The 20,219-nt window shown below is 41.0% G+C and carries 14 protein-coding genes; 6 read left to right on the forward strand and 8 right to left on the reverse strand.

Annotated features, from left to right (window positions below; translation table 11 throughout):
* The first annotated feature begins 91 nt into the window (after positions 1-91).
* A complete protein-coding gene (locus tag GLIP_RS20720) occupies positions 92-1,420 on the forward strand; it encodes an aminotransferase (protein ID WP_008846688.1) in 1,329 nt (442 codons plus the stop codon).
* 99 nt (positions 1,421-1,519) lie between these two features.
* Here GLIP_RS20720 and GLIP_RS20725 read toward each other — a convergent pair whose 3' ends face one another.
* The 3 genes from GLIP_RS20725 to gltS all read right to left on the reverse strand — a co-directional run bounded on the left by GLIP_RS20725 (position 1,520) and on the right by gltS (position 5,192).
* Entirely contained in the window at positions 1,520-2,797 is a 1,278-nt protein-coding gene (locus GLIP_RS20725; protein WP_008846689.1) for a type III PLP-dependent enzyme domain-containing protein, read from the reverse strand.
* Between the two features lie 210 nt (positions 2,798-3,007).
* Positions 3,008-3,892 (reverse strand): LysR family transcriptional regulator, encoded by an 885-nt coding sequence (locus GLIP_RS20730; RefSeq protein ID WP_008846690.1) that lies wholly within the window; start codon positions 3,890-3,892, stop codon positions 3,008-3,010.
* 97 nt (positions 3,893-3,989) lie between these two features.
* Positions 3,990-5,192 carry a sodium/glutamate symporter gene (gltS, locus tag GLIP_RS20735; protein WP_008846691.1) on the reverse strand — a complete coding sequence of 401 codons (1,203 nt, stop codon included), beginning with the start codon at positions 5,190-5,192 and terminating at the stop codon, positions 3,990-3,992.
* A 270-nt stretch (positions 5,193-5,462) separates the two neighbouring features.
* Between gltS and GLIP_RS20740 the strand changes: the two genes are divergently transcribed.
* Both GLIP_RS20740 and GLIP_RS20745 read left to right on the forward strand, forming a co-directional pair.
* On the forward strand, positions 5,463-6,659 hold the full coding sequence (locus tag GLIP_RS20740) for a M14 family metallopeptidase (protein WP_153886390.1): 1,197 nt from the start codon (positions 5,463-5,465) through the stop codon (positions 6,657-6,659).
* On the forward strand, positions 6,649-8,229 hold the full coding sequence (locus GLIP_RS20745; protein WP_008846693.1) for an N-acyl-D-amino-acid deacylase family protein: 1,581 nt from the start codon (positions 6,649-6,651) through the stop codon (positions 8,227-8,229). The genes GLIP_RS20740 and GLIP_RS20745 overlap by 11 nt, the downstream gene beginning before the upstream one ends.
* Before the next feature lie 246 nt (positions 8,230-8,475).
* On the opposite strand, the gene GLIP_RS22015 is transcribed toward GLIP_RS20745, so the two are convergent.
* The gene (locus GLIP_RS22015) at positions 8,476-8,634 is read right to left on the reverse strand and encodes a hypothetical protein (RefSeq protein ID WP_008846694.1); all 159 of its coding nucleotides are present in this window, start codon (positions 8,632-8,634) and stop codon (positions 8,476-8,478) included.
* A 356-nt stretch (positions 8,635-8,990) separates the two neighbouring features.
* On the opposite strand from GLIP_RS22015, the gene GLIP_RS20750 reads away from it, so the two are divergent.
* Together GLIP_RS20750 and ggt are read left to right on the forward strand one after the other, a co-directional pair.
* Entirely contained in the window at positions 8,991-12,011 is a 3,021-nt protein-coding gene (locus GLIP_RS20750; RefSeq protein ID WP_008846695.1) for a TonB-dependent receptor domain-containing protein, read from the forward strand.
* 63 nt (positions 12,012-12,074) lie between these two features.
* Positions 12,075-13,814 carry a gamma-glutamyltransferase gene (gene ggt, locus GLIP_RS20755; protein ID WP_008846696.1) on the forward strand — a complete coding sequence of 580 codons (1,740 nt, stop codon included), beginning with the start codon at positions 12,075-12,077 and terminating at the stop codon, positions 13,812-13,814.
* A 103-nt stretch (positions 13,815-13,917) separates the two neighbouring features.
* On the opposite strand, the gene GLIP_RS20760 is transcribed toward ggt, so the two are convergent.
* On the reverse strand, positions 13,918-16,101 hold the full coding sequence (locus tag GLIP_RS20760; RefSeq protein ID WP_008846697.1) for a multiheme c-type cytochrome: 2,184 nt from the start codon (positions 16,099-16,101) through the stop codon (positions 13,918-13,920).
* 286 nt (positions 16,102-16,387) lie between these two features.
* Here GLIP_RS20760 and GLIP_RS20765 point away from each other — a divergent pair, with 286 nt between their 5' ends.
* Positions 16,388-17,539, forward strand: coding sequence for an alpha-hydroxy acid oxidase (locus GLIP_RS20765; protein WP_008846698.1), 1,152 nt, complete (start codon positions 16,388-16,390; stop codon positions 17,537-17,539).
* Positions 17,540-17,623: 84 nt separating this feature from the next.
* Here the strand turns inward: GLIP_RS20765 and GLIP_RS20770 are convergent, their stop codons facing one another.
* The 3 genes from GLIP_RS20770 to fucP are packed head-to-tail and all read right to left on the reverse strand — an operon-like array spanning position 17,624 to position 20,217.
* Positions 17,624-18,472, reverse strand: coding sequence for a fumarylacetoacetate hydrolase family protein (locus tag GLIP_RS20770; protein WP_008846699.1), 849 nt, complete (start codon positions 18,470-18,472; stop codon positions 17,624-17,626).
* Positions 18,473-18,506: 34 nt separating this feature from the next.
* Positions 18,507-18,866 (reverse strand): L-rhamnose mutarotase, encoded by a 360-nt coding sequence (locus GLIP_RS20775; RefSeq protein WP_008846700.1) that lies wholly within the window; start codon positions 18,864-18,866, stop codon positions 18,507-18,509.
* Entirely contained in the window at positions 18,859-20,217 is a 1,359-nt protein-coding gene (fucP, locus tag GLIP_RS20780) for an L-fucose:H+ symporter permease (protein WP_008846701.1), read from the reverse strand. The genes GLIP_RS20775 and fucP overlap by 8 nt, the downstream gene beginning before the upstream one ends.
* Between the last annotated feature and the right edge of the window lie 2 nt (positions 20,218-20,219).

Raw genomic sequence — 20,219 nt, forward strand, 5'->3', positions numbered from 1 at the left:
CTATATACGTTTTAATAGTGTTCTAAATTAAATTCATGACAACATGTGCTAACCACATCATTCAATGCTATGAGCTAAACTTGAGTACATTATGACAAGTATTATTTATCCAGCCAGTAATCTAAAAAGCCAGCCTAATCTCGTTATTGAGAAAGGTGATGGTGTGTATGTTTTTGACAATAAGGGCAAAAAATATTTAGAAGCCATGTCAGGCTTGTGGTGCACTTCGCTAGGTTATAACAATCAAGAACTGATTGATGCGGCAAGCCAACAATTGAGTAAATTGTCTTACTCGCATATGTTTGGTGGCAAGACTCATCAGGTAGGAATTGATTTAGCTGAAAAAATCAGTGATATGGTGCCGACAAAAGACGCTAAAGTATTTTTTGGGAATTCGGGAAGTGATGCGAATGACACCAATATAAAATTACTGCGTTATTATTTCAACGCAATTGGAAAGCCGCAAAAGTACAAAATAATTGCCCGCGAGCGTTCTTATCATGGAGTAACGGTTGCTTCTGCATCTTTAACAGGCTTGCCAGTCAATCACACCAACTTTGACTTACCTTTTTCTGCATTGGGTATTTTACGCACCGATGCTCCCCATTATTATCATGGCTCTCGCGAAGGTGAAACAGAAGTTGAATTTGTTGATCGCATAACTGCTAACCTTGAACAATTAATAATTGATGAAGGTCCTGACACTATTGCAGCTTTCATCGCTGAGCCTGTCACAGGTGCAAGTGGCGTGATAGTGCCGCCCCGAGGCTACTATGAAAAAGTCCAAGAGATTCTGGCTAAATACAATATTCTATTTTGGGCCGATGAAGTTATTACTGGTTTTGGTCGCTTAGGTAAAGATTTTGGCTGTAATGCTATGGGTATTCAATCTCCAGATATTCTAACCTTTGCGAAGCAACTATCTTCAGGCTATATCCCTATAAGCGCGTCTGTTATCAGTGGTGAAATGTATGCTCCGATAATAGAGTCGAGTGAAAAAGTCGGTGTATTCGGACATGGATACACCTATTCTGGTCATCCAGTTGGCTGCGCTGTTGCATTAAAAACCCTAGAGATCTATCAGCGCGATAACGTGTTTGCGCATGCCAATGAAATAGGTCAATACATGCAGAATCAATTACAAACCCTTAATGGCCACTCCATCGTAGGTGAAGTAAGAGGAAAAGGTTTGATCGCTGCGGTTGAGCTTGTTGCTAGCAGCACACCTGCGCAAACGGCTGATGTGGTAGCATTTGCCATGCGAGCTGGTCAGGAGTTAGGCATGATAACCCGAGCGGTAGCTGGGACATCGTTAGCATTTTGCCCTCCGTTGATTATCACTAAATACGAAATCGATGAAATGCTATTTATCTTAAAATCAGCATTAGATAAAACGCTTCAGTACGCGCAAAAGATGTAAGGGCGGGGGAGTTAGCGTGTTACACCTTGAACGAGGTTTGAACAGACCAAATCTGCCCTTGACGAAATATTAGAATATGCCGTCAAGGGCAGAGTAACATTACATACGAGCGAGTACTTGCTCAAGTGTATCCTGTTTACGGATGCATGAAATATCTAGTGCATGCTCTGTTTCTCGCACTGCATAAACAGAAACTCTCGGAAGACTGTTGTAATCAAAATGATTACTAAAATAGTAGCCGCCTGTATCGTGGATTAAAACATAATCATTGGCTTCTAATTTAGGTAATAGCTTGTCTTCACAAACCAAGTCACCAGCAAAACAACATGGGCCTGCCACATCCGTTTGAACCGTTTCGGTGTTCTCTTCAGTGCGAATTTGTCCCTTTGAATCGAAACAAGAAACTCTGAGGGGCCAAGAGTTGGGGGAAAAAGCGGTGCGGGTTAAAATTTGTGCGCCAGCATGTGTAATTGCAATATGCCGACCTCCCATGGATTTTGTATACTCTACACGCGTTAATATAAAGCCATTTTTGGCAGTAATTGCACGACCAAACTCTGTTTTCACTCTATATTTGCCGCTGAAAAGTAATGGAACGGTTTGTTTCAAAACATCTGCATATTGTTGGAAGCTTGGATTCACGTCATCACTTGCAAAGTTGACCGGTAATCCCCCTCCTATATCCAGTTGTTTAATTTGTTGAAAGCCGACGTATTGATTAATATCCTCTGCTAGCAACACTAGCTCTTTAATCCCAAGGGCCATAAGCTCTAGTTCACATCCTTGCGAGCCAGAATGGGTATGGAGGCTTGTTAACCACGGTCTTTGTTTATAAATATCCATCAATTGCTCGCGGTTGTTGCCATCTGCAAGGGCATAACCAAATTTTGATGTTGCTGTCGCTGTGCTTGTCGAAGAAATACTGCCCGATCCACTTTGCGGGTTAATTCTAAAACCAATGATTGATTTAGAATCGGGAAACTTAGCTTTTAAATGATCTACTCGTTCAAGTTCTTGCAAGTTATCTATGTTTATCGAAATGTGATGTTCGATACACTGGGATAAGTCAGATAGGGTTTTTGCTGGTGAATCAAAAATAGTTTCATTGCTTTCAAATCCTGCTTTTTGTGCTATCAGAAGTTCACCAGGACTGGCTACTTCTGCACCCATTCCAAGTGATTTCAGCTCTCTTAGAATTTCAACAAGCGCATTGGCTTTCACTGCAAACGTATGAAAAAACGGATCTGGAAACGCAGAGTTTAAATCAGCAACGGTTTGTTTTAGGCCGTCGAAATCTGATACGCCTATCGCCGTTACTTCATCATTCAGTATGTTGTTTTTTATCGCAAGCTGAACAATATTCTGCTTTTTGAACATCTTCAGACTCCCTTTTAAAGGTCTAATTTAAAATTACATCTCTTGCTGTTAGCTGACACTCGCCAACAAAAGCACTCTAAAGAAATATAATCTAAGCCCTTTGCTAGTTATATTAGCAATCCTTTTGATTGGAATAGCCTAAAGTTATACCTCAGCTTACCTGGTCATAAAAATGTGCGCGAAATATCAATATTTCGGGAACTTTTTAGCTTAATCTATGGCAATAGTGTCTTTTAAATATGGGATAAATTCTTCTGCAACTTTAGCAATTTTTCGATTTTCTAAGTGCAATAAAGTCACGTCAAACTTAAGCTTAGGAGCAAACGAGGCAATCGCGATATTATCCGCTGTATTTGCCAGTGCGGTTGGCTTATCGACGACACAAAACCCTAATCCTTTGGTTACCATGCGAGCAGCAATAAAATATGTTTGCACTTTCATATGAGAAGAAAATTGAATTTTTTCTTCCATGATTCTACTCCAAAGCAAATCTGCTAAAGGGCCACTGTCTGAAATATCAATAAATTCTCTGCCAGCCAACGCCGCTAAAGTTAGCTCTTTAGGTAGCTCAGAAAACCATTCTTTGGGGTACATAATCACCAGTTCAGAGTCTGCACATTTCGTTGCCGCCACACTGGCCATTTTTTTAGGTGAATACAAAAGTGCAAAATCGCATTTATGTTCGACAAGCGCTTGCATCACCTCATCATTGTGAACAGTTTTAACGTCAAAGTTTACATTCGGAAAGTCGTGTAAAAAGTTAACGATCGCCTCAGGTATCGCATCAAAACCCAATGCAGGTGTAACCCCCATTCGAATACTGCCATGTCCTGAGCGTTGGATATTTTTCGCTGTGTTATTGACGGTTCGCATTTGCTGATAGATTTTTTCTACCTCGTCAAATAACAATTCCGCTTCGTTGGTAGGATATAGTCGTCCCTTAATGCGCTCGAATAGTTTGAAGCCTAATTGCATCTCGGCATGCGTCAATACTTTGCTGACAGAGGGTTGCGACACATGCAATATTTTAGCTGCATTCGTAACTGATCCAGTTGTATAAATAGCATGAAATACTTCTATGTGTCTTAATCGCAATGTATGTATAACCTTATTGAGTTAAGTTTAGCTTTGCTGTTCCACATTCTGACTGGCTTTACCCACAAAATAAAGAGCCAACAGGCCCACATTTTTATTATGTGATGAATGCAATGTAGAACTGAATAACTAACGCATTCGTAATATCGATGAAAAAAGCGCCGACTAAAGGCACCACTAAAAATGCCTGCGGAGAAGGGCCGTGCCTAGAAACCAACGCTTCCATATTAGCAACAGCAGTAGGGGTGGCGCCTAAACCAAATCCGCAATGCCCACCCGCCATAATTGCCGCATCATAGTTTTTGCCCATGACTCTGAAAGTGACAAAATAAGCAAATAACATCAATACAACGACTTGGATTAAAATTATAAACAGCATTGGTCCAGCTAAGGCTGTTAGCTCCCAAATTTTAAGCGACATTAATGCCATGGCTAAGAAGATGGAAAGGGCCATAGTGCCCCAAAGGTCAATGCATGCTTTGCTCATATTATAGAGCTTGCTCAATTCGCAAATATTGGTAACCGCTACGCCAAACAGTAGCGGCAACAAAAAGGCGGGTAGAATGATACCGATATCAGCAAGTGTTAGATGCATCACATGACCTAAAGACATGCACAGCAAAATGAAAAAAAGTGTTTCCATCATTTTTTTCGGTGTAACTAAATCATGATCTTCAGGGTTAAAAGTGACGGTGTCGTCCAGGCTTTCATGAAATTCATCCGCCTTTAAATTATATTTTTTAATTAGCTTTTTACAAACCGGTCCACCTACCAGACCGCCTAAAAATAACCCTATGGTTGCAGTTGCCATGGCTAACTCAAATACACTGCTATGCATATTGAATTGCTGGATAAATAGATCAGCATAGGTGGCGCCATTTCCGTGACCACCAGAAAGCGTAACAGAACCACCAATTAAACCCATTAATGGCTGTAGTCCGGTTGCATAAGCCAAAGAAACCCCTACTGCATTTTGCACAATTAAATATATTGATGCGATCGCTAAGAATAAGATTACCTTTGGGCCGCCTTTTAATAACAAGCTAAAACTAGCACCCAGGCCGACAGTAGTGAAAAATACTGTCATCAGCGGACTTTTAAAGCTCATGTCGAACTGAATTTGGAAATCAAATACAAAATAAGCCATTCCCGACAAAACTGAAAAAATGATGCCTCCAACAACGGGTTCGGGGATATTGTTATTTCTCAAAAAGCGGATTTTACTATTACAAAAATAACCTAAGAATAATATGACTAAGGCGACCAGTAAGGTTTCTATTACGCTAACGTTAATATTCATATCTAACCATAAACCTTCAAGATGTGCGGGGTGCAGCAGCCCCAAAGATACTTGATGGGAATTACCGCCCTTCACAAATTCAGTAAAAACAAGATGTGAAATTTAACTTAACATTTAAGCTGGTTTAGGTAAGTTGCAATTATTGACAGCATGCATAGACAAAGGTTATGAGGTGGCTACAATCCGTCAATTGTAATGATTTGTTTATCCATCCAAGCTATGCCTAATCGATTAATGATGTCTAAAGCTATTGCAAACCAAGGTGATCGAATGAATAAACTAGTACTGGTTTTCTCTTTATTATTGTTTTCTAACTTGCTCAGCAGCCACGTTCTTGCCTTTGAAAAAGAAGCGTTGAACAATCATGGTGAAGTTAACGCATGTAATATAGGTGAGGTGAGACTTTTGAATGATTTCCCTTCCGCTCGCCTAGATGTATGTGAACAAGTTAGTGATACGGTATTTAATATCGTGCTAAAACCAGAAAATAAACCTATCAATTCTAGCCCCTGGTATGCCTTTAAAGTTGTTGCGACGCAGCCAACTGAAATAAAAATCAATATGAAAGTGGATGGCAAAAAACACCGCTACCTGCCCAAAGTGAGTACAGATTTAAAGGTTTGGTCATTGCTGGAATATCAAGACGATGAGGACGTCCGGTCACTAACTATTAGCGCTGGTCCTAAGCCCACTTATATTGCCGCTCAAGAAATTATCGATAACCAAGTTTATGTCGATTGGGCAACTCAATTAAAGAGTAGTAAAGACATACATTATCAGGTGTTAGGGCAATCAGTTCAGGGCAGGCCGATTTACAAAATAGAGTCTATTAAAAGCGATAACAATAAATGGTTGGTTTTACTTGGACGAATGCATCCTCCGGAGATTACCGGTGCGTTAGCCCTTTTCCCTTTTGTAGAAACTGTCCTAGCAGATACCAAATTGGCGAAACAATTCCGTTCTCAATTCAATATATTGATTGTGCCAAATATTAACCCTGATGGCGTTGAAATCGGAAATTGGCGGCATAATGCAAATGGAGTGGATTTAAATAGAGATTGGAAAACCTTTGCACAACCTGAAGTAAGCGCTATTCATGAGTACTTGCAACAGATTGTAAAATCTGGGGCGACCTTGAACATGGCAGTTGACTTTCATTCCACGAGATATGATGTGTTTTACACTATGCCAAGTGATTACGGGGTGAAACAACCTTATTTGGTGAATAATTGGTTGAACTCACTAGATGCAAAATATGCAGACTTTTCGGTAATCCAAAAAACGGGTAACAACCCTGGGAAAGGCGTATTCAAACAGTATTTTGCGGATTTTTATCAGGCACACGCTATTACCTATGAAATGGGCGACAACACCGACAGAACGTTCATTAAAAAATTGGCTTCGGATGCTGCGAACACGCTGATGGAAACGATGTTACAAGATAATAAGGAGTTAAATGGTGAATAAATTATATCGGTATATCGTAAGTTTTGCGGTAATTTTAGTGGCTGTTTCAGGCTGTCAATCGTCAGAAACAGAACAACTCAAAGCGGACTACTTAATAAAAAATGGGAAAGTATTTTTAGGGGATGGGTCTGGCTTACAATTAGTTGATGTTGCTATTTGCGAAACGAAAATATGTGCCATATTCCCTTCTAATGACAAACCTGATATTGAAGCCACAAGTATCATCGATGCATCTGGTAAAATAGTCAGCGCTGGTTTTATTGATCCGCATACCCACACTACTCAAGAACTGCTTAGTAAAGAGCAGAACGCTAATCTAAATTATCTTACCCAAGGTGTCACTACAGTGGTTAATGGTAATGATGGTGGAGGCACTTATAACATATCTGAGATGGCGACGAAGTTAGAACAAAATGGAATTGGAACCAATGTAGCTATGTTTGCTGGGCATAACACTATTCGCCAAGCTGTTATGGGGAAACAGGACCGCCACGCAACCCAAGCAGAAATCGAACAAATGAAATCGCTTTTAAAAGGCGCTATGGAAGAAGGGGCTCTGGGGCTATCAACGGGCCTATATTATGTACCAGGTAGTTATGCATCGACTCAAGAAGTTATCGAATTAGCCAAAGTCGCTAATCAATTTAATGGCATTTATGACACGCACTTAAGAGATGAAGCCACCTTTGATATTGGATTTATTGCTGCTTTAAAAGAGGCGATAGAAATAACCGACGCTGCAGGTATTCATCTGCATTTAGCTCATATCAAAGCGCTAGGTGTTGACGCTTGGGGACTGAGTGAACAAGCTATTAATATTATTAACCAAGCTCAAAATAACGGCTCAAGCATCAGTGCTGATCAGTATCCTTGGCTTGCATCAGGTACTAAATTACATAATGCCATTATGCCAAAATGGGTAATGGCTGACTCTCAACAAGCATTCTATGACCGTTTAAACGACCCAGAGTTGGAATCAAGATTAATTGCAGAAATAACCGAAAATATCCGTCGACGTGGTGGACCTGAATCGTTGTTAGTTACCGCATTTGAAGACCAATCTATTGTCGGTAAAACGCTGGAACAACTCGCACAAGAGTTAGGCATGAGTCCCGCAAAAGCTGCGATGCAGTTGGTGCAAAGAGGCGGAATCAGAGTCGCTTCGTTTAATATGTCGGAACAGGATTTAAAACGTTTCATGCAACAACCTTGGGTAGTGACTTCTTCAGATGGAACCAATGGACATCCAAGAAAGTATGCAAGTTTTCCAAAGAAGTTTGAAACCTATGTTATGGAGAAGGGATTATTATCTTTGGAACAATTTATCATGCGAAGTTCAAGCCAAACGGCCAATATTTTAGGGTTAACCGACAGAGGCTTGATAAAACAAAATTATGCAGCAGATATCATTATTTGGGACCCGAAAGAGTATAAGGCCAATGCTGATTTTTCAATTTGGAATCAACTTTCAAGTGGAATAGATTCAGTATGGGTTAACGGTTCTTTGGTTATTCAAAATGGTGAATTTAGGCATAAACTTGCTGGTAAGTTTCTAGCTAAACCTCAGTAATCAATCAGAAAACCGTAAAGCTTCGATAGTAAACTATGGAAGCTTTACGTGATTTTGTGAAATTAGGAATAGAGATAAAGATGAGGCAAAATCGGTAATTTATTTACTGATTTTTTATAAAGGCAAGACAGGATTATAGCTCGTGTGAAATGGCCATCAGGATCTATGATTAACTAATCCAATTGACTGAGTGACATTGTTTTTCTGACTCAGGTTATGGGCCAAAAATTACGATTTAAAGGGGTGTTAATTGTAACCTAAAATGAAATAGGCACTGTCTTCTTCCTGTTCTATCAGTACAACAGGTTCAACCCATCTAGGTTTTTCTTTAACTTCAATCTTTGCTTCGGGAATGTCGGTTTCATTGTTTGTTTGGGTTACAACTTCAGGCTTAGAATGGTGCATAGTGTTCTCCTTGTTTGAACTAACTATCTACCAACTTTAGGTACTAATAAAATGCATAAAATAGGCAAAGTCATAACTTTTGGTTAACATTTATTCGTAGGAATTCATTTTAATAAACCTTCATTTGTTACTTTTTGATTATTTATCTATCTGATAATTCATATAAATATTCTGCAAATTATCCATTCCAAGCTATCCAAAAAAGCCTGCATTTTGACTACCTATAGCCAACAGTTATGGATGGTAAAAGCAATCTTATTGGTCATTGAACGCACAGCACTCTAGGTTAGAAGGACAACGAACAAAGACAAGTATTAACTATGTCTTGATTAAAAACCGACAAGTGGGAAACACAAATGTTTAAACTAAAAAAAATATCGGAGTCAATGGTTATCGCTTTTAGCGGTTACTTAATTGCCAGCTCTTGTGCATATGCTCAAGAGGATAAATCTGAAGAAGTAGAACGTATATCTGTCGTTGGGTCCAATATTAAAGGCAGCACAATGACAAGTGTACTGCCTATCACTGAGCTTAATGCTGAAGATATTGCCACAACTGGAGCCCTAATCGGAGATGAATTACTGCGTTCAATTCCACAGATTGGTGCTGTCGGTTTTACCGGCACTCGTGGCGGTAATACAGGCACAAATGCCGCTCGTGGCGATATTGGTTCGGTCAACCTTAGAAGCATCGGGGAGGGGAATACACTCGTTCTGTTAAATGGCCGTCGAATGGTAAATCATCCTATTACGCAAACCAATTTCGGAGTCCCAGTTACCTCTGTAAACTCAAATACGCTCCCCGTTTCAGGACTTGCTCGCGTGGAGGTCCTGCGTGATGGCGCGGGTGCACTTTATGGTGCAGATGCTGTGGCTGGTGTAGTTAATTATGTAACTAAAACGAATTTTGAAGGCGCTAACCTTAATGTGCGATTCGGAGCTGAACAAGGCACAAACCGAAACGATTTCACGATTTCAGGTAACAAAGGGTTTGAGTTCAATGACGGAAAAAGCTTTTTATTGATTAGTGCGAACTACGCTAAAAATAAAGGGGTAATGGCATCTGAAAATGATTTCTCTAGCAATCAAGATTTGCGCTCAAGAGCACCTGAAGAGTTTGCTGGCGATACCGATTTTGACAACCGTTCTAGTTTGGAGCCGTGGGCAGATTTACACTTTATTGGACTTGATAGCAGTATAGACGATTACATTATTCGCCCCGTCACTTATTTGTCTGACTCAGGAAATCAACAAGACGCTAGCACCTGCGGTGGCGGTGCGTTAGCCAGTGGCGCTGGTATTTTAGGCGACGTCTGTCTTGAGGATGCTAGCAGCCATGATCGCGCTTTACGTCCAAATCGCAATGAAGACCGAACGCTTGTTCCAGACATTGATCGCTTGAATCTGTATATCAATTTTACACATCAATTAAACGACGATATCGAATATTATAATGAGTCAACTTATTACAGCTCGAAAACACAACGCCAGTGGGAGCAGTCTGCAATATTAAGTAACGGTACTTTTGACGTGCCAGCAGATAGCTACTGGAATCCCTTTGGTCCGGTTACCTTCGATGATGGACGTGTAAACCCTAATCGTATCGCTGGGCTGGATACGTCTATCGTTCCAGAAGAAGGCTTGGCCTATAATCTTATTATTCGTCCTACTGATGTCGGTCCCCGTCAAGTCGAAGTGAAAAGTACTAGTTTTCGATTCTTAAATGGTCTTCGTGGTACTTATAACAATTGGGATTGGGACAGCGGGTTGTTGTACAGCGAAGCTAAAACTGATGATAATATGAGTAATCGTATCAGCTCTCCATTGCTATTAGCGCAATTGAGTTTAGATACTCCGGATGCTTATAACCCTTTCACCGGAGTGAATCCGAATGATCCTTCCAGTGTCATTGATTTAAGCCCGAATCCCCAATCTAGTATTGACCCATTTCTTACGACTGCTCAGCGAAGTGCAAAAACCAAGTTGACGTTAGTGGATTTCAAAGCCTCCCATCCGTTTATATTTGAGTTACCCGGTGGTGATGCAGGTATTGCTGTGGGTTTTGAATGGAGAAAAGAAGAATTAGTTGAAAATAATAGTGATAATTTTGATGGCACAATTCCGTTTGTTGAAGGAAACGCCGACCCTGTTAATCTAAGTAGTTTGCAAGGAAGTAGTGTTAGATTAGATGTTTCAGGCGAACGAAAAGTGTTCTCTGCTTTTGGTGAACTTGCATTGCCTCTACTCGCTGATATTCCTGCTGTTTACAGTTTAGATATGCAGTTAGCTGTGCGTTACGAGAATTTTAGTGACATCGGAAGTATCACTCGACCAAAACTCGCGTTATCGTGGTTTCCAGTCGAATCATTCCAAGTTCGAGCTGCTGCTTCAAAGGGATTCAGAGCGCCAAACTTAATTCAACTTAACTCACCAGGTGCAACCCTCACCACAAGTGTCGATGACTTTGCAGAGAATTCACTAGATGAAAATGGCAATGTGGTTGTTAATACCACTACTTTGTCAGATGGTGGACCTGGAAACGGTAACTACAACTTGAGCACTGCTGGTAATACAGAATTAAAACCGGAAAAAAGTGAAAATATTAGTGTCGGATTTACCTTGCAACCGATTGATGGTTTGACCTTAACCTATGATTGGTGGGAAGTAGAAACAAACGACACAGTGGGTGTGTTAAGTGACGAAAATATATCTCGTCTAGATTTAATCGCAAGAGCAAATGGTTCATCGAATCCAGATGTCATTCGAGGTCAAGCAGATGAAGATAATCCGCTAGGTGAGATAATCCAAATAAATCGTCGATATGAAAACTTAAATACGCGGACGATTACGGGTTACGACATTAGTGCCAATTATGTATTAAATACTTCGTCGGGTAAGTTTGAAGCTATGCTAAATGGCGCCAGAACACTGAAATTTGATCAAGTTGCTGGTGGTGATGCGTTAACGATAGTGAATGCTGGCGCTCCAGAAGACGTGTTGGGTTCTGATGTAGGTGACATTGTTGGCACAAGCAGTATCCCAGAATGGCAAGCTACAGCCTCATTAAAATGGAAATCAACTGATGGCTTATGGGGAGCGGGTGTATTTGCTAAATATGTCGGTGATGTGCTCAATACCAGTGTCAGCAAGGTCGTCGATACAGGGACTATTTTTTATAATATGCCGTCTCAGACTCGGGTAAATTTGTCTGTTACGCGAAATGACTTTATGGGGTACGAAGGGCTACGCTTTACATTTGGTATCAATAATATCGCTGACAAAGAACCTCCTTTGGCGGATACCACTTTTGGCTATGATGGTTCACTACATTCAAGTCGAGGACGATATTTCTATACCAGTGCAAATTATAGTTTTTAATTTGTTTATTTGAACTCATTAGTCAGGCCTAAGTGCAAACTTAGGCCTTTTCGAGGAAATAAAATGCAGATAAAAACCATAATAGCTAGTGTGTTTCTGAGCTTTACCGTTCATTCAATTGCAAAGCCAATTGAGCAGCCCTACAACCTTTCTCAGACTAGCATTGCTAGATATCAAGATGTATTCCACCCAGTGATTGGGCAATTAGGCATGGTGTCTACACAGAATCAAATTGCCACTGAAGTGGGACTCAATATATTAAAACAAGGTGGGAGTGCTATTGATGCTTCGGTAGCCGTGGCTTTTGCGCTTTCTGTTACCTTACCAAGAGCTGGTAATTTAGGCGGCGGTGGATTTATGCTGTATCACTCAGCAGATGTGGCAAAAAACTACGCCATAGATTACCGAGAAACCGCTCCTTCGGGTGTTACTGCTCAGCATTTTTTAACTGCAGATGGTAAAAAAGATCGAGTCTCGGCAACTTCGTGGCATGCCGCGGGTGTGCCGGGAACGGTCGCCGGAATGTATAAATCTTGGCAAATCTTTGGTAGCGGTAAGCTAACCTGGAAACAGTTGTTACAACCTGCGATCGATTTAGCAGAGCAAGGTTTTATTGTTAACTATGATTTAGCACAAATTTTAGAAACCAAAAAAGATTGGTTAACGGAAAGTAATAGTACGGCTAGGTCGTTTTATAAAAGTGATGGAAGTGGTTATCGAAAAGGAGATGTGCTTAAACAACTGGATTTAGCATGGTCTCTCAAACAAATTGCAAGCGGCGGAGCTGCTGCATTTTATCAAGGTGAAATTGCTGAAAAAATAGTTGCAGATATGGAAAAGCACGGTGGTCATATCGATATTCAAGATCTGGCTAACTACCAAGTCAAAATCAAACAACCGTTAAATAGTGGTTATCATGGTTATATTATTGTAGGAATGCCCCCACCAAGTTCAGGCGGCGCTACGATCATTCAAATGCTTAACATTTTGGAAAATTTCCCTATTCGGCAATGGGGTAGAAGCAGTTCTACCCTGCATGTCATGGCGGAGGCCATGAAATTGTCTTTTGCTGATAGAGGGACTTATATCGCTGATCCCGATTTCAATGAGGTTCCTGTCAATTGGTTAACAGATAAACAAAGAGCACAGGGCTTGGCCGCTACTATCTCATTGGATTCGTCAATTAATGCTGCGGAACTCAAAGGCCAACGCTTGATTGATGAAGGCCCTTCCACTACTCATTTTTCTATTGTTGATAGACACGGTAATGCGGTTTCAAATACCTATACACTTGGCTATTCTTTTGGTAACGGTAAAGTGATTGAAGGTACGGGAATTTTATTAAATAACCAAATTCACACGTTTTCAGTACGTGCTGGAATTGAAGGTGCTAAGGGTTTTATAGCCAGCAAAGCAAATAAACTCGAAGCTGGGAAACGCCCCGTCAGTTCTCAGTCTCCGATCATAGTGTTGAAAGATAATAAGCCATTTTTGGTGACCGGTAGCCCAGGTGGAAGCAGAATTATCAATGTGGTCACGCAGATGATTTCTAATGTGATTGATCACGAAATGAATATCGCCGAAGCTACCAATCAACGCCGAATACATCATCAATGGATCCCAGATTTATTGGAAGTAGAACCAGGATTTAACCGTGATACCTTTGAGCTTCTTAAACAAAAAGGACAAAAAATAAAAGAAACGTATACGATGGGGAGCACCCAATCGATTCTTATTAAAGATGGGCTATTATTTGGTTCATCAGACCCAAGACGACCCAATGCATCAACCTTAGGTTATTGATTTGAATTGCTAAGTGGTTAAGTAGCGAGTTGGTTTTAGTTAAAAGTGCATGGTCGCAATCTGCAAGTAAGGAAATGCCCCCATTTCCTTACTCTGCTATACATTACCTGTTTTGCATAAACCAATTATAGCTTTGACGGTCCTGATTTTTTTGCGAAAGGTACAATCCCAATTCGAGTAGTTGCTGGTTTCCTTGGAAGCGTTTAAATATCCGTTTTAAGTTACTCAGAGCTTGTTTGCTTTGCCCTAAACCATCCATCGACAATAAATAGGCGTATAAATACTGGCTATTGTCTGGCATTAGTCGGTATGCAGTTTTAAATGCATCTAAGGCTGTTTCATATTGTTTTTGCCTGACTAAAAACAGGGCATGGGAATAGTGAATGTCGGCTGCCTTAGGTAACTTTTCAAGTGCATTTTTGTACAATGAAACCAACTTTTCGTCTTGTTGTTGCATCCGATATACTTCAGCTAGTCCAAGATAATTTCCCGGAAAATAAGGATCGTTATTGATGCCCTGTTGTAACTCATTTACAGCTATATCGAACTGTCCTGTATCCATGTAAATTGCGGCACTATTTGCGCGACCTTCACCTCGCCAAGAATTAACGCTTAACGACGTTAACAATTCATCAAAGGCTTTATCGAAACTGGCTTTTGCCTTGTCCGGTAGAGGTACACTTAACATACTGCGGGCTGCGGCAATTCTCACTGCTTTATACCGATCTTCAAGCAATGGCATTAATATTCGTTTTTTGTCAGTAGTTGATAAATTACTGGCTACTTGAGCTGCACTTAATCTAAATAGTGCTTCTTCGCTGTTTAGCAGCTTGGCTAGGAAAGGTACATCAATGTCTGGCTGAGCCATGCCAAGTAAAGCGATAGCGGAAGCTCTTGAAATCACCGCGATGCTTTGGTCTTCAATTAACGCCATATGCTGTTGTGGAGTAATTTGCTGGCCTGCCTGCAATGCGTATAAATTATGCATGTTGGCCGAGATAGGCGAAGGTTTTCCGTGCCAGTCAGTTAGCTGCTTCGTTGCCCATTGGTCATCCTGATCTTGATGACAAGTGGTACACGCATTTGGGGTACCAAACTGTTGAGCAAGTTGGGGGCGAGGGATTTTAAAACTGTGATCACGGCGGTCGTCTACTCCCATGTAGCGTGTTTCAGGCATATGACAATTTACGCACTGTGCCCCTTCACTTTCTGCTGGATGATTGTGGTGTGCTTCAACATTAAATTCTTCGGCGGCGTGGCACTGTAAGCACAACCCATTACCTTGGATCTTGATCTTCATCGTATGCTGGTCGTGGCAATCTAAGCAGTTAACCCCAGCGGCAAACATTTTGCTCTGTAAAAAAGAACCATAAACATACACCTCTTCTTTAATTTGCCCATCGGCATGGTACATAGGGGCAAGTAAAAGTTGCGGTGAAAATTGATCTAAAAACGCGTTATCGGCGCTAAAACCATCGGTTAACGGAGAGCGCAAAGAATGACAAGCAAAACAGCTATCCATAAATTGATTGTCACGTTTTGGTCCGTGCCATTGCGCCACTTTTTGGTCGGGCTTGAGTAACCAATTACCGACGAATCCAGATAAAACGGTATCTTGTTTCAGAGCTGATTTATTTGCATGATCTTGCATTTCTCCATGGCATGACAAACAGCCTACGTTGATATTCTTCCATTGGGTGTCAAATGTATTGTCTGCTGGCTGATAATGACGTTGCAGTCCGTCAGAGTGACAATCGGCACACATTCCGTTCCAGTTTTGCAGTGGTTGAAGCCAATGTAGCCTATCTGCGGTTTTGATTTCTTCTTCAGCATAATTGTGATACCAGCGCTGGCCACCTTGTTCTTTGGGGCGAGAATCCCAACTAAATGGCACAACTTGTAATTTACCTGCTTCCGTTTCTACCAAATATTGTTGCAATGGGTAATGTCCAAAGGTGTATTTTATTTGGTAGCTCTTGAGCGGGGATTGTTGGCCTATATCTGCCCAATATTGGTCCGATTTTTTGTAGAATCGTGCTTTTTCTTCAAAGTGGGTTACTTCAGCCTGATTGAAATCGCCCAAAACGGTTTTAGACGTGGCTTCTGCAATTGCCTTTGCGTGATCTGATTTTAACCATTGTTTATGCTGGTCCTGATGACAGCTGCTACAAGCCTCTACTGAATATCCAGATTTCTTATCGATTGCGTGGTTATTGGCTATATTTGCATTAGCAAATTGTTGAAACGCAATGAATACAAATAAGAAGGTCAGAATACTGCGAGCCAAAAGCGTTCTCCACGTTTATTTAAATGTTAATTTTTATATATCTGTTCATATATAAAATGACAGGTAATACATTGTACATCAATCTAATTTCTTATTACCACATCAGCAAGAATCGCGGTTATCTATGTTCATCCATCAATGCTTAATCTGCTGATTATATCGTTGGTATAGCTTTACTCAGGGTGTAAATATAATGTTATTCTCTTGTTTTTGATTTATATATGGATTATTGTTTGCCTTATAAAACTTAACTGGTTTGAGCAAAACATGCAACTGGACATAAACCATGAATAAATCTTTTTTTGATCCTAGATATCCTGATTCTAACTTTTTGAGAAAACGTGCCAGCCAGCGTATGCCAGGTTTTGCATTTGATTATCTTGAAGGTGGATGCATTGACGAGGTAGGTCTGCGTAGGAATCAAAATGCAATTGAACAAGTGCAGTTGCGTAGCGAGTTGTTAAAAGTGTTCGATAAGTCAGATTTAACTACCGAATTATTTGGTCATAAATATGATCTGCCTTTCGGCATAGCCCCTGTGGGCTTACAAGGCTTAATGTGGCCGAAAGCACCAGAAATATTAGCCAAAGCAGCTGCAGATCTGAATATTCCCTATATTCTCAGTACAGTATCATCTAGCAGCTTAGAAAAAGTGTCGGAAGTGTCTGAAGGCCGTGCATGGTTTCAGCTGTATAACCCTACTGTTGATCATATTCGTGAAGATTTGATGAAGCGTATTCATGCTGCCAGAGTACCGGTTTTAGTGGTGACGGTAGATGTGCCTACTTTTGGCTACCGAATTAAAGATATTCGCAATGGTTTATCAATGCCACCTAAAATGAATTTGCGTAATATTATACAAATGATTAAACGTCCAGCATGGCTGTTCGCCACAGCATTGGCTGGTGAGCCACAAATGCAAACCTTAAAACCCTATATGCCTAAAAACATGCCAGTGGATCAACTCGCTGAATTTATGAATAGCACTGTCATGGGCAGGGTGGATATTGAAGGACTTAAACCGATTCGTGACCAGTGGCAGGGGCCGTTAGTGGTTAAAGGGCTGGTGAGCGAGGCTGATGTGCAACTGGCAATAGAGCTTGGTGCTGATGCGGTTGTATTATCCAATCATGGTGCGCGTCAATTAGATGCTGGTGAAAGTCCAGTACAGACTATTGAGCAAATTGCAGCAAAATACGGCGATAAAATAAAAATATTCATGGATAGTGGGATTCGCAGTGGCTCTCATATTGCCTGTGCGTTAGCCAAAGGTGCGGATTTTACATTTTTAGGCCGTTCATTCGTTTATGGCGTTGGCGCATTGGGAGAAAAAGGCGGTTATCACACCATCAATATGTTGAAGAAACAACTGGAGCAGACCATGAATCAATTGCGTTGTGCTTCGGTAAAAGACTTACCTGATTACTTGGTTCGTTAGCCTGTAGATTTGAACCAAAAGAAACAAAAAATCCGATGTATACATCGGATTTTTTAGTTTGGATATTGATAACATCGGTGGATATCAGCCTTGGTAGCTGACCACTTTTTGTTGTTGTTCACCTAAGTTTTCAATGCTTAATTTCATTACATCACCTTCTTTAAGGTATAGCGGCGGAGTCATTCCCAAGCCCACTCCAGGAGGTGTTCCTGTACTGATGATATCGCCCGGTTGCAAACTCATAAATTGACTAATGTAATGGATTAAAAAGGGAACTTTATACACCATGGTTTTGGTGTTACCTGTTTGCATGCGTTGGCCGTTCACTTCAAGCCACATAGACAGATTGTCTACATCTCCTGCTTCATCTGGTGTTACCAAATAAGGGCCAAATGGACCAAACGTGTCACAGCCTTTGCCTTTACACCATTGTCCTTGACGTTCAATTTGATATTCGCGTTCTGACAAGTCATTGATCACGCAGAAACCGGCAACATAATCTAATGCGTCTTCCTCACTGACGTATTTGGCTTCTTTACCAATAACAACGCCCAACTCAACTTCCCAATCACTTTTTTGCGAACCTTTAGGTAACATTACATCGTCGTTGGGACCCGTAATTGATGAGGTGGCCTTCATAAACAATACAGGCTCAGAAGGGACGCTGACACCAGTTTCAGCCGCATGATCAGCATAGTTTAGTCCCACACAGATAAACTTACCAACCCGACTGACAGGTTCAGCAAAACGTTGTTCACCTTGCACAATTGGCAAGCTGTTAATGTCTATGTTCTTTAGTTTTTGCAGACTTTGGGGGCTAAGTGTCGTGCCATGGATATCATCAATGTGTTGACTTAGATCGCGGATCTGTCCGTCATTATCCAACAAGCCTGGTTTTTCGTGTCCGACCTGTCCGTATCTGAGAAGTTTCATGTGTGCTCCTTATAAAAGTTAAAATTCGGTTATGCTAAGAGGTACTTGGCAAGCTAAAGATCTGCTCCATTAGTAGCCATTTTTCATTTGGTTTGGCCCAAGGTAAGGCTTGTTGGAAGGTCCACATAAGCTCTTCCCACTCGCCACTTCGAGGTGTGCTGTTGTTAACCTGTTCCATCAATTCAAAGCTGAAATCGTCATTCACTTGCATAATCATAAACAGCCGATTGCCGGTTAAGAATATGTCCATGGCAGTAATACCTGAACGACGAATGCTGTCAGTAATTTCAGGCCAGATATTGTCTGGTTGATGGTATTGTTTATAGCGCGCGATAAGCTCTGGGTCATCTTTAAGATCCAACGCAAAACAATAACGATTTGGTTTATCAGACATTGTGCACCTTGTAGGTTCGATAGCCAAAAATGGCGATAATGACAAAGCAAATTAACGGCAAAGCAAACGAGGCTTCTACTGCGCTAATACTTGCTGCGCTCCAATTGTCAATCACGCTCGCTTGCAACATAGGTAAGAAGGTTCCGCCGACAATTGCCATAATTAAACCCGCCGCGGCGAACTTGGCATCGTCGCCTTGGATTTTTTGCAACGCGATTCCATAGATAGTCGGAAACATCAGAGACATACATGCAGAGATAGCAACGAGGCAGTAAATTCCGGTGCGTTCACCTATAAAAATTGTACCTGCCGACAACAGAATCCCGCAAAAGGCGAGTATCATCAAAAGCCGTCCCGGATTGATAAACTTCATTAAAAAAGTACAAATAAAACGGCTTAAACAAAAAATAATCATGGCTACAATATTGTATTGCTGAGATAAAATCTGAGCGTCTTTTTCAGACATTCCTTCTCCCATAAATACTTCAGTGCCGTAATGAATAATGAAGGTCCAGCACATTATTTGTGCGCCCACATAAAAGACCTGCGCAATGACACCTTCTCGATATCGTTTGTTAGCAACTAGACGCTTGAAAATACCACCTACACTAGCGTCATCCACGGCGACTTGTTTTTGTTCAGGCATTTTGAGTAACGCGATACTGATAAAAATAATCGCAATTACCACTGCAATTATGATGTAAGGTTGACTGATGATGCTCAAGTCACTTGATTTTACGGCGTCAAATTGTTCTGCAGATAACAACGCTCTCTCAGCTTTGCTGCGCTCATCTAATTGCGCCAAAATAAACTGTGAGGCGGTGAACATTCCAATCAACGAGCCTATCGGATTAAAGGCTTGTGCTAAGTTTAATCGCCTTGTTGCAGTGGCTTCTGATCCCATTGAGAGAATGTAGGGGTTTGCAGTGGTTTCTAAAAACGACAAACCACAGGTGATCACAAAATAAGCAATCAAAAATGGGAAAAACTCGCCAATACCACTGGCGGGAATAAACAATAACCCACCTATGGCATATAACGCCAAACCCACCAAAATACCGGCTTTATATGAAAATCGGCGAATAAAAAGAGCGGCGGGAATTGCCATCGCACCATAGCCGCCGTAGAAAGCCACTTGTACCCAAGTCGCTTCTGTCGCTCCGGTCATAAATATTTTTTGAAATGCTGCCACCATGGGATTGGTTATATCATTGGCAAATCCCCACAAGGCGAAGCAACAGGTTATCAAAATAAACGGCAGTAAAATTGCTGATGAGACAACTTTGTCTTGCTTGGTTTGATATACCTCGGCACTCAGTTCAGGGGTGATGGTCGTTGCTTTAGTTCCCATGA

Origin of the sequence: Aliiglaciecola lipolytica E3 (genome assembly GCF_000314975.1) — a bacterium.
GTDB lineage: Bacteria > Pseudomonadota > Gammaproteobacteria > Enterobacterales > Alteromonadaceae > Aliiglaciecola > Aliiglaciecola lipolytica.